The following is a 9,597-nucleotide window of genomic DNA, read 5'->3' on the forward strand; positions in this document are numbered from 1 at the left end:
TTGTTCACGGTTTGCCTTCGGCAATTCGTTCCTACAGGATCGCGTTACTCCGCCGACGTATCCAACGCGGGGAAGGACTTAACCAACTCATCCACCGCTTTCATCTGTGCTAGGTAAGGCTCTAGCTTGGATAGCGGCAGGGCGCATGGGCCGTCGCACTTCGCAACATTTGGATTAGGGTGTGCTTCCAAGAATAGGCCGGCAATACCCTGTGAAAGACCCGCGCGTGACAGCTGTGCTACCAGTGCACGACGTCCATCGGCTGAATCCGAACGACCACCTGGCATCTGCAGTGCATGGGTAGCATCGAAGATAACTGGGTAACCAAACTCTTTCATGATGCTAAAGCCAAGCATATCGACCACTAGGTTGTTGTAACCAAAGGCGCTGCCGCGCTCACACAGAATCAGTTGGTCGTTACCGGCCTCTTCACACTTGGTTAAGATGTGCTTCATCTCATGAGGAGCTAAAAACTGTGCTTTCTTGATGTTAATCACCGCACCGGTTTTCGCCATAGCGACCACAAGATCAGTCTGGCGAGAGAGGAATGCAGGTAGCTGAATCACATCACAAACTTCAGCGGCAGGCTGACACTGGAAGGGTTCGTGCACGTCGGTAATAACAGGTACCTTAAAGGTCGATTTAACCTCTTGAAGGATCTTCAAACCCTCATCCAAGCCAGGGCCACGGAAAGAGTTGATAGAGGAACGGTTTGCCTTATCAAAGCTCGCTTTGAAAACATAAGGAATGTTCAGCTTGTTCGTCACTTCAACGTACTGCTCAGCAATGGTCATTGCTAAATCACGCGATTCCAATACGTTCATACCACCAAAAAGCACCATCGGCTTATCGTTATTCACATCGATTTGACCGACTTTGATACTGCGCTGTTCCATTGTTGTTCCTTATAAAAATGATTCCGCGATTATAAAGTAACTAGCCGGTATATTGTAGAAGGTAACTACTTTAGCAACGGTGACTGGCTTTCAGCCTGTCATCCGCTTTCGAATTACATTCAATCTTCTGGAAAACGCTGATAAAGCAGATGACAGGCTAAAGCCAGTCACTGGTGAATCCGGTAATTGCTTTAAATCGAGCCGCCGATAAACTCAACGATAATTGATTTTGCTAGAAAGGCAGCAAGGCCTAGGCCGAGTGCAAAGAAGAGAATAAAGGTACCGAATTTGCCGGCGTTCGATTTTTTAGCAAGATCGTAGATGATAAAGAAGATGAAGAGAGCGAAGACGGTGACACCGACGTTAAACATGATCGCTTCCATTTCGGCTAAACGCATAGTTCTCTCCTCTCAATTTGAGCGCGCATCATAGCAAATAGAGAAGAATTAACACCCTGTAAAAGGTAGGGTTTTTTACAGCTGGTTCGCTTTACGATAGCGCCCCTGGTAATCAAAAATGCGCTCGGTCACTTGCCAATACTTACCCGATTTTCTGGAGACGACAAAGTCCGGTACGGGTAAAGCGCTGCTCAGCTCAAGTACTGATTCCACGCTATTAAACTGAGTGGGTGATTGACCACTTTTCACCCGTGATCCAAAGAGTTGATTAAACAGCGCCCTTTGTTTGGGGTTTGTGAGATTGAACTTCTCCGATAGGGTGTTTGCATCTTCATCATAGTAGGTCACTCGTATCGCCTTATCCTCTTGATTGACTCTAAGTCCCGCACAGCGAATCACTTTGCAGCTGTTCAGTGACAGAGCTTTTTTGATCAGATCATCAGGGTCGATCAGAGCCTCCTGGCACCCTTGGCAGTTTCGGGCCGCAATATCATTTTCAGCGCCGCAATGAGGGCAGCTTTTGAACTTAAAGCGAAACTGACACTGCTCCCCGTCATCAGAGAGACCTTGGCAGCGGCGCCCATAGTGCTCAATTACGGCTCCATCTTGATCGGTTCTGCCCCAAAAGAGGTTGGCAAAGTCGCAGAGAGGGCAGAACACCTGTACCGGCTCGGTATCCGGTGCTGGTTTGGGTAGACCGACTTCAGGGTCGAACAGGTCGATACCGTTGTTTGCGTAGTCGATGACTAAACACTCATTTTTACCTTCACTCAGTCGTAAGCCGCGACCGACCATCTGTTGGAACAGACTGACCGATTGGGTGGGGCGAAGAATCGCAATTAGATCGACATGCGGTGCATCAAAACCGGTGGTCAGTACCGCAACGTTAACTAGGTATTTAAACAGCCGCTGTTTAAAGCGGTTGATGATCTCTGTACGTTGCTTTGCATCGGTATCGGCAATCACCAGCTCCGCATCCCCTTCAGGCAGGTAGTCCAGTATCTCTTTTGCGTGCTTAACACTGGCCGCAAACAGCATGACGCCTTGCCGATCCTTGGCAAGTTCCACGACCTGCTCACAAATGGCTTCTGTGACTCTGGGGTATTTAGCCAGTAGTTCATTGACCTCACGCTCTGCAAACAGTCCGTTAGGTGAGGGTGTCAGTGCTGAAAAATCGTAGTGTGCGGTCGCTGCATTGATCAGCTTAGGCTCCGTTAAGAACCCTTGTTTGATCAGGTTGCGCATCGGCAGATCATAGATGCAGTGTTGGAAAATGGTGCTCTCTGATTGGCGGAAAAAACCACGGTAATCCCGATGGTAGATCCAGCCATGGCCTAAACGATAGGGTGTGGCAGTGAGTCCTAATACCTTTAGCGATGGATTACTCTTCTTGATGTGGCTGATCAGTTGTTGATAGAGCGATTCGTCGTTATCAGAGACGCGGTGGCACTCATCAATAATGATCAATGAGTACTGATGATCAAACTGATCGAGATTTCTGGCGATCGATTGGATCGAAGCAAACACCACTTGATGTTCAGTGTCACGCTGCTTTAATCCCGCCGAGTAGATACCCGGTGTCAGCCCTAATGCCGCATATTTGGAAGCATTCTGTTCGACCAGTTCTTGAACGTGGGTGACCACCAATATTTTACGCTTTGCTAGGCGGGCTAGCTCGGCAATGATTAGGCTTTTACCGGCTCCGGTAGGGAGTACCAGTACGGCGCTCTCGGAGGTTTGGCGGAAGTGCGTCAGCGTCGCATCGACCGCCTGTTGTTGATAGGGGCGAAGAGTAAAGCGCTGTGTCACTCCCACTCCATCGCTTCAAAGATGCGCCCCGCGTTTTTGCCCGCTAGCTCATCGGCTGTCTCTAGATGAAGGTAGGGTGTTTGGTCAATTTTGTAGGCGTCATCGAGTGTGCCGCCCTCATCAATCAGCTCGCCGATTTTACCCCGAACGTACTCAAGGTAACCGCGAGTATATTTGTCGACCTCGGCAAAGTTAGTGGGCTCTCCGTGACCCGGAACAATGATCATATCCTTTGCAAGGGGGGTGAACTCATTCACCCAGGTCTCTATCCATTCAGCCGTATTGGTCTCCGGAAAGACGGGCAGCATGCGTTGGTGAAACGCGATATCGCCTGCAATGATGACGTTGCGTTCAGGAATCACAACACTGATGTCTCCTTTGGAGTGGGCAGGACCAAGGTGAATAAGTTCAGCCGTGATGCCGCCAAGATCCAGCGTCATGCTCTCTTCAAAGGTTTGATCGATTTCGGTCAGTTCGGTACCTTCAATGCGCTCTTTAAGCGTCTCTTTCAGCATCTCTAGACCGCGAAATCCCTGTTCATGAATCTCCTCTTCCGCATCGACATGGGCAATAATGGTTGCCCCTTGCTCTTTCCAGTAGTTATTTCCTAGAGCGGCATGGGATTGGCCATTTTCATCAACGACGTATTTAACCGGTTTGTCGGTCAGTTTTTTGATCTCATCATGCAGGGCTTTGGCTAATAGGTAAGTACTTGAACCATTCACCACCAGGACTGACTCATCGCCGATCACGAAACTAAGATTATTGTTATGACCCGCATTCTCATAGGTATAGAACTTCAACTGCCCGATGGCTGAGTAGACATCTTCGGCGACTTTGACGGGTTTATCGTAGAGTAGGGACTCTTTGTACTTATCATCGGGCGTCACAGCAAAGGCTGACGTCGACACTAGGCTTGTGAGAAGTGACACACTTAAAGAGAGGGCTTTTAACTGCATAGCACACACCTTGTTCTGTTTTTATAGACCAGAAATATAACACGCTTTTATCGAACGGGTAGTGCTGATTCACTCTTCACATTGCGCATCACAAAACTCGAATGCACGCCGGTCACGCCCTCTATGCGGGTGATCTTCTCGAGCAGTAAGCGTTGAAAATCTTCCATGTCATGCACCACCACTTTGAGCTGGTAATCGGCATCCTGACCGGTAATCAGCAGACACTCCAATACTTCCGGTAGCTCATTAATGACCTTATCGAAGTTGGCGAATCGTTCCGGGGTATGACGATCCATCGAGATCATAATGATGGCGGTTAGCGTTAACCCCAATCTCTTGGCATCCAAGCTGGCGCGATAGCCACTAATGATACCGCTCTCTTCAAGGGCTCTGACACGGCGTAAGCAGGGGGAGGGTGAGAGGCCAACCTTATCCGCTAACTCCTGGTTCGAGATGCGTCCATCTAGCTGAAGCTGCTGAAGAATAGCCTTGTCGTAACGATCCATTTCTTTATATCCGTAAAAATTGAAATTAAATTGCTCTATCAATCAATTTATAGCAATTAATGATAATAATTTCACCTATTTGATGGGTGATTCGCAATCATTCACCTCAATAACCCCAGTACACTGTGCAGCAATGAATTAACTCGAAGCCACTGTTGAGGATTGTATGTCTAACTTTGATTACCGCCGCTATCAGCCAGCTCCACAGATTCAAATTGAGAATCGTACTTGGCCTAACAACACAATCACCCACGCGCCGATTTGGGCGTCGGTGGATCTGCGTGACGGTAATCAGGCGCTACTTGAACCGATGACTGTTGAACAGAAGCAGCGTCTATGGCGTCTGTTGGTGAAGATTGGGCTAAAAGAGATTGAAGTGGGCTTCCCGTCAGCGAGTCAGCCGGACTACGATTTTGTTCGCTGGTTGATCGACAACGGTGAGATCCCTGATGACGTGACGATTCAGGTACTAGTACAGGCCCGTAAAGAGCTGATCGATCGTACTTATGAGGCGCTTCGTGGCGTTAAAAGTGCGGTGGTTCACGTCTACAACTCAACCAGTACGATTCAGCGTGAGCGCGTATTCAATCAGGATCGCGAGGGAATCAAAGCCATTGCGACTCAGGGTGCGCAGTGGGTCATGGACGGCGCCAAAGATTACCCTGAGGTTGATTGGACCTTCCAATACTCTCCAGAGAGTTTTACCGGAACTGAGATCGACTATGCGATCGAGGTGTGTGATGCGGTAATGGATGTTTGGCAGCCAACAGCTGAGAACCGCTGCATCATTAATCTACCGTCAACGGTAGAGGAGTCGACGCCCAACATTTTTGCCGATCAGATTGAGTACTTCTGTACCCATATGAAGAATCGTGCGGGCGCGATCATCTCTGTTCACACACATAATGACCGAGGTTGTGCTGTGGCGGCTGCTGAGCTGGCAGTATTGGCCGGTGCTGATCGTGTTGAGGGGACCTTGCTAGGCAATGGCGAGCGTACCGGTAACATGGATTTGGTAACAATGGCGATGAACTTATACAGCCAAGGTGTTGATCCTAAAATGGATCTGTCTAATCCAGATGAGATTATTACCACCTTTACTGAGTGTACGCGCTTGCCGGTTAGTCCACGTCACCCTTGGATTGGAGAGTTGGTCTACACCGCGTTTTCGGGTAGCCATCAGGATGCTATACAGAAGTGTTTGCACCGACAGGGCGAGGATGAGCACTGGCAGGTGGCCTATTTGCCAATCGATCCTAAGGATATTGGGCGTGATTACCAAGCGGTTATTCGCGTAAACAGTCAATCAGGCAAGGGCGGTATGTCCTTTGTACTTGAACGTGATTATGGCATTACTCTGCCGCGCTGGATGCAGACTGAATTAGCTCCGCTGGTTCAAAAAGCCTCAGAAGAGAGTGCCTCTGAAATGGGCAGTGATGCGATTTTTGAAATTCTTAAAGCGAACTTTATTAAATCGGCTGAGCCAGTTGCGTTGCAAGGCTTCTCAATTGATCGTCAGCACAACGAACAGTTCAAAGCGACAGTGTCGATTAACGGCCAAGATCGTGAATTGATTGGTCAGGGGGAAGGTGTAATCTCCGCGTTCCTGGATGGTTGGGCCGCATTGACCGGGCAGGCAGTCAACGTTATTGACTACTTCGAACATGCGGTTGGCAGTGGCACCGATGCCTTGGCAGCGGCTTACTTCTTGATCAATGTTGATGGGCAACGTGTCGTCGGTATGGCCTTTGATACTGATAGCCTAGGGGCTTCTCTAAAGGCACTGATCTCGGCCATCAACCGATCAGAGGTCGCTGTCCAACTAGCGGCTTAGTTACGCTAACAACTGATTTAATCCGTTAATTAATAAGGCCGGTTCGCATTGTGAAATGTGTACTGGCCTTTTTATTTTCAATCAATCTATCAAAAAGTGTCATGAATAAGGCTGAAGGAGTAGAATATTGGCCTTAATTGAAACTTTCTAATAGTCAGTTGGAACCCTTCATGCCTCACTCTCAAAGTACGCTTCAAGAACTTCGCGATTCTGATCAATTCATTCAGCGCCACCTCGGCTCAAATGATGCTGAGCAATCACAGATGTGCAGCACCCTGGGTGTCTCTGATCGTGCTGATTTGATTAAGAAAACCGTTCCTGAATCGATCTTGCTGAGTGATGCGCTCTCGATTGGTAATCCGGTGACAGAGGTTGAAGCCCTGTCAGAACTTAAGCAGATTGCGGCTAAGAACCAACTGAACACAAACTATATCGGTATGGGTTACTACGGCACTTTGGTACCGGGTGTGATTCAGCGTAACGTGCTAGAGAATCCCGCTTGGTACACCGCCTACACCCCTTACCAGCCTGAGATCTCACAAGGCCGTCTAGAGTCGCTGCTCAACTTCCAGCAGATGGTGATGGATCTGACCGGCATGGACTTGGCAAACGCGTCGTTGCTTGATGAAGCGACCGCTGCAGCCGAGGCAATGACTCTGCTTAAGCGTTCTAATCGTAAGAAATCAGACACCTTCTTTGTCGATTCTCAGGTACACCCACAGACCTTGGATGTGATTCAAACACGTGCCGAGTACTTTGGTATTGAGGTTGTTGTTGATGATGCCACAAACCTCTCTTCACACGACTGTTTCGGCTGTCTGGTTCAATACCCAGGCAGTGAAGGGGAGATCATCGATCTTGCCAGCGTCGTTGAAGATGCTAAGGCTCAGGGTGCACTGGTTGCGGTGGCAACCGATCTTTTAGCATTAATGCTGCTTAAATCACCGGGCTCTCTTGGTGCAGATGTTGCACTCGGTTCAGCGCAACGTTTTGGTGTACCGATGGGCTTTGGAGGTCCACACGCTGCATTTTTCGCGACCAGCGAAAAGCTTAAGCGCTCTGTTCCTGGGCGCATCATTGGGGTATCGATCGATTCCCGAGGTAACCAAGCCTACCGCATGGCGATGCAGACACGTGAACAGCACATTCGTCGCGAGAAGGCGACCTCTAACATCTGTACAGCTCAGGCTCTGTTGGCCAATATGGCTGCGTTTTATGCGATCTACCATGGCCCAGCGGGTCTGAAAAAGATTGCTACTCGTGTTCACCGCCTCGCTCAGCTTGCAGCGAATCAGCTTAACCGTGCTGGCTTAACGACCAATACCCACTTCTTTGATACCTTGAGCTTTGATGCCGATGCAACGGTCTATCAGCGCGCTTTAGATGCCAATATCAATCTTCGTAAGATCACTGAGACTCGTTTCGGTGTCAGCTTTGATGAGACGCACAGCGTTGAAGATGTCGCTCAACTTGTAAGTATCATTACCGGTAAGGTTGTTTCAGTTGAGGACCTAGGTGATGTCGATGCGGCTCTATCGATCCCAACGGATATGATTCGTGAAGATGAAGTGTTGTCTCACCCTGTCTTTAATCGCTACCACGCTGAGCACGATATTCTTCGCTACATGAAGCGTCTAGAGAATAAAGATTACTCTCTGGTTCACGGTATGATCCCGCTTGGCTCCTGTACAATGAAGTTGAATGCGACTTCAGAGATGGCACCGGTCACTTGGCCAGAGATTGGTAATGTTCATCCGTTCGTTCCTGCAGAGCAGGCGCAGGGCTACGCTGAAATGCTAGAACAGTTGGATCGTTGGTTGATTGATATTACCGGCTACGATGCGATCTCTATGCAGCCAAACTCAGGTGCATCGGGTGAGTATGCTGGTCTGTTAGCGATTCGTAAGTACCAAGAGTCTATCGGTGAAGGTCACCGTAATGTCTGTTTGATTCCGTCGTCGGCGCACGGTACCAACCCTGCTTCAGCCGCAATGATGGATATGAAAGTGGTCGTGGTTGCCTGTGATGAAGTGGGTAACGTGGATGTGGCTGACTTGAAAGCGAAAGCTGAGCAGCACAGCGACAACCTGTCGACACTGATGATTACCTACCCATCAACGCACGGGGTCTTTGAAGAGGCTGTGGGTGAAATCTGTGAACTGATTCATCAGCATGGTGGTCAGGTCTACATGGACGGTGCTAACTTGAATGCGCAGGTAGGCCTGTGTAAGCCAGGTACGATTGGTGCTGACGTATCACACCTTAACCTGCACAAAACCTTTGCTATCCCTCACGGTGGTGGTGGTCCAGGTATGGGGCCTATTGGTGTGAAAGCACACTTAGCGCCATTCCTTGCTAGCCACAGTGTATCGCCCGTGCCAGGTAATGGCAGCAATGGAGCCGTAGCAGCAGCACCTTACGGTTCGGCGTCTATTCTGCCGATTACCTGGATGTACATCCGTATGCTCGGTGATCGCGGTTTGCGCGAATCGACCGAACTGGCGATTCTAAATGCTAACTACATTGCTAAACGTCTTGAGAATCACTATTCGATTCTCTACCGCGGCACGAATGGTTTTGTCGCACACGAATGTATTATCGATATCCGCCCTCTGAAAGAGGTCTCTGACATTACTGAAGAGGACATTGCTAAGCGTTTGATGGACTATGGCTTCCACGCGCCGACCATGTCCTTCCCTGTGCCGGGCACGCTAATGGTGGAACCAACTGAATCAGAATCTATTCAGGAACTTGATCGTTTCATTGAAGCGATGATTAAGATTCGTGAAGAGATTGCGGCGGTTGAGCGAGGTGAAGTCGCTGCGGAAGATTCTGTTCTTAGACATGCACCGCACACCCTGGAAGATCTGGTGGATGCAGAGTGGACCCGCAGCTACTCAAAAGAGCAGGCTGTGTTCCCAGTCAGTGCGGTTCGCCAAGCGAAGTTCTGGCCAACGGTTAACCGTATCGACAACGTCTACGGCGATCGAAACTTCGTCTGCACCTGTCCACCGGTGAGTGACTACGCAGAGTAGGTTATTTTGTATTAACAAAAAGGGGTCAGACCAAAGGTCATATATGGTCCGTCCCGCGTTATGCAAGATAAAAGTACCAATGGTTAAGGTGAGCTGCAGTCATATATCCGGCTTTTGATGAAGATCTCTTTCTTCTAGCCCCAATGGATTCTGCATACTT

The 9,597-nt window shown here is 49.2% G+C and carries 7 protein-coding genes; 2 read left to right on the plus strand and 5 right to left on the minus strand.

Annotated elements, in window-relative coordinates; all coding sequences use genetic code 11:
- Positions 1-44: 44 nt before the first annotated feature.
- From kdsA to XMM312_RS10665, 5 genes are all read right to left on the minus strand, one after another.
- Positions 45-896 (minus strand): 3-deoxy-8-phosphooctulonate synthase, encoded by an 852-nt coding sequence (gene kdsA / locus XMM312_RS10645; RefSeq protein WP_173483998.1) that lies wholly within the window; start codon positions 894-896, stop codon positions 45-47.
- A 191-nt stretch (positions 897-1,087) separates the two neighbouring features.
- Positions 1,088-1,294, minus strand: a complete 207-nt coding sequence (locus XMM312_RS10650; protein WP_173481007.1) for a DUF2788 domain-containing protein — start codon at positions 1,292-1,294, stop codon at positions 1,088-1,090.
- A 75-nt stretch (positions 1,295-1,369) separates the two neighbouring features.
- The gene (locus tag XMM312_RS10655; protein ID WP_173489229.1) at positions 1,370-3,103 is read right to left on the minus strand and encodes a DEAD/DEAH box helicase; all 1,734 of its coding nucleotides are present in this window, start codon (positions 3,101-3,103) and stop codon (positions 1,370-1,372) included.
- A complete protein-coding gene (locus XMM312_RS10660; RefSeq protein WP_173489230.1) occupies positions 3,100-4,062 on the minus strand; it encodes an MBL fold metallo-hydrolase in 963 nt (320 codons plus the stop codon). The genes XMM312_RS10655 and XMM312_RS10660 overlap by 4 nt, the downstream gene beginning before the upstream one ends.
- Positions 4,063-4,109: 47 nt before the next feature.
- A complete protein-coding gene (locus XMM312_RS10665) occupies positions 4,110-4,568 on the minus strand; it encodes an Lrp/AsnC family transcriptional regulator (RefSeq protein WP_173489231.1) in 459 nt (152 codons plus the stop codon).
- Between the two features lie 166 nt (positions 4,569-4,734).
- Here XMM312_RS10665 and leuA point away from each other — a divergent pair, with 166 nt between their 5' ends.
- Together leuA and gcvP are read left to right on the plus strand one after the other, a co-directional pair.
- The gene (gene leuA / locus XMM312_RS10670) at positions 4,735-6,402 is read left to right on the plus strand and encodes a 2-isopropylmalate synthase (protein ID WP_173489232.1); all 1,668 of its coding nucleotides are present in this window, start codon (positions 4,735-4,737) and stop codon (positions 6,400-6,402) included.
- 170 nt (positions 6,403-6,572) lie between these two features.
- Positions 6,573-9,437: an aminomethyl-transferring glycine dehydrogenase gene (gene gcvP / locus XMM312_RS10675; protein ID WP_173489233.1), complete on the plus strand. Its 2,865-nt coding sequence runs from the start codon at positions 6,573-6,575 to the stop codon at positions 9,435-9,437.
- The last annotated feature ends 160 nt before the right edge of the window (positions 9,438-9,597 follow it).

Source organism: Marinobacterium sp. xm-m-312 (genome assembly GCF_013283295.1).
In the GTDB taxonomy this organism is placed as follows: domain Bacteria; phylum Pseudomonadota; class Gammaproteobacteria; order Pseudomonadales; family Balneatricaceae; genus Marinobacterium_E.